The following is a 2,043-nucleotide window of genomic DNA, read 5'->3' on the forward strand; positions in this document are numbered from 1 at the left end:
AATCTGCCTCCAACGAAAGGCTCCTTTTCCAGAGACTGGATGTGTTTCCTCACCTGCTCCTCCGTAGACTCTAATGTGAAGAACACAGCCTTCCGGTTATCGCTGGCGGAATTAAGCAATAGCTGAAGACCAAGGGTAGTTTTGCCGTGACCCGGACGACCGGCCAACAACAGCAAATCACCATCATCTAGCCGAGATAAAATCGTTTTCGACAGAGTCGCCGCTCCGACTTGCGACGAAAGCAGGCTCCAGCGCGCAAAGCCCTCCTCATGCGCAATTTGATCCAAAGCTTTCTGCAAAGGGACATTGTTAGTCCGAGCCATCAACTTGGCTCGACGCTTCAATTGGAATATCGGGGCAGAAAGTTTCATCAAAACGCTCCATTCCGAGCCGAATGCGCAACCCCTCCTCATGCGACGCTCGAACGGATGGTTCGATGATGTTATTGCCCTGTATGTGCGATACTTCCCCAAAAGGAGGGGGGAGGCGCGGGTCGAGCCTGTGGTACGGGAGATTAACGAGGCCCGTGATTCGCTGCAAGGACCGACCTCAGCTTCCTCGATCATGATCGGCAAAGTCGCGCCAATAGGAGACTTTGACCGATGATCGAGCTTTCCTCGGAAGGGAGCATCGCAACATCAGGCGTCGTTCGTTTGACTTGTCCCAGGTTTGTCAGTCGCTGAAGCAAGAGGATAGATTAGGTTCTCACCCTTGATTGAGCGATGCCTCTGAATAAACGATAGCGTGGTCTAGGCTCTGTGCTAAGAGGCGAAGACCTATCTCACGCGGGCGTTGTCCGTTGGACGATACGATTTGTCGCTAGCGCGTCAGTGCGCTGCCGCGACCGGTGGATTGAAACGGAGATTGCCAATGTCAGACGCGAAGGCCCAACTCTCTTTGCAAAAGGACACGCATCGCGGCTCCCTCTGGCGTAAATGGGATTTGCATATTCACGCCCCCGGCACAAAATTGTCAAACGCCTTTGGGCAGGACAGCGATGCAATTTGGAATGAGTTCATAGATCGGCTAGAAGGCAGCGATGTTCAAGCTTTCGGTATTACTGACTATTTCTCGTTTGACACCTATATTTCGATGAATTCCAGGTACAAACAACGAGTCCATCACGGAAAAAAGCTCATCATCCCAAACATCGAGTTTCGACTGACTGAAACCGTTAGCGCGGACGGCAAGAACGTTAATACACATGTTCTGATTGACCCTGAGGCAGCAACAAGAGAGGCGCTTGCCCGATTCTTGAACGACTTGCTCACCCATCTTCCCACTGCGCGCGGAACCCGCTTGCGTTGTAGCGAATTGACGTCGGACAACTACGCGGTTGCGACTGTCAGCATTCACGACATCAAGACTGCACTACAAAACAGCTTTACGACAGAGCAATATCTTATAATCACCGCCGCGGGCAACGACGGGCTCCGCGGCACGGCGAAAAACTCCCAGCGTAGCAAGTCGATCTCAGATGAACTCGATCGATCAAGCCATGCCTTTTTCGGAAAGTCGAGAAACACTGCCTTCTTCCTTGGTGAAGAACGCTACGAGGACAGGACTAAGTCGGAGCCGAAGCCTTTGTTCGACGGAAGTGATGCCCATTCATTCGCGGACTTGGCCCGCCTCACTGGCGACGAGCCAAACTTTCAATCGACTTGGATCAAGGCAGATCTCTCGTTTCGTGGACTTCGACAGACGCTATTCGAGCCAGAGTATCGAGTGTTCATAGGAGACAAACCTCCGGTCCTTACCCGAGTCGAGCGAGAAGCGACCCGCTTCATTGATAGTCTTGAGGTGACCCATGTGGGCTCCTACACCGGCAGTAACGGAACGTGGTTCCGCAACGTCAACATTTCGTTCAATCCAGAGTTGACGGCAATAATAGGCAACAAAGGCAGCGGTAAAAGCGCCCTCGCCGACATCGTTGCCCTCCTCGGGAACACCCGGCAAGCCAAGTACTTCTCCTTCCTAACCGATAGCGCGTCGAACAAGAAGTTCAAGCGTCCCGGCTACGCGGAAAACTTCTCCGCCCGCCTC

The 2,043-nt window shown here is 53.0% G+C and carries 1 protein-coding gene and 1 pseudogene; one reads left to right on the forward strand and one right to left on the reverse strand.

Annotation, left to right across the window (positions count from 1 at the left end):
- A partial coding sequence (locus A1351_RS01720) for an ATPase domain-containing protein (protein WP_371441443.1) occupies nt 1–323 on the reverse strand: 323 nt, incomplete at its 3' end.
- A gap of 547 nt (nt 324–870) precedes the next feature.
- Here A1351_RS01720 and A1351_RS01725 point away from each other — a divergent pair.
- A pseudogene (locus tag A1351_RS01725) lies at nt 871–2,043 on the forward strand (TrlF family ATPase); the annotation flags it as partial.

It is taken from the genome of Methylosinus sp. R-45379, assembly GCF_001644125.1.
Classification (GTDB): Bacteria; Pseudomonadota; Alphaproteobacteria; order Rhizobiales; family Beijerinckiaceae; genus Methylosinus.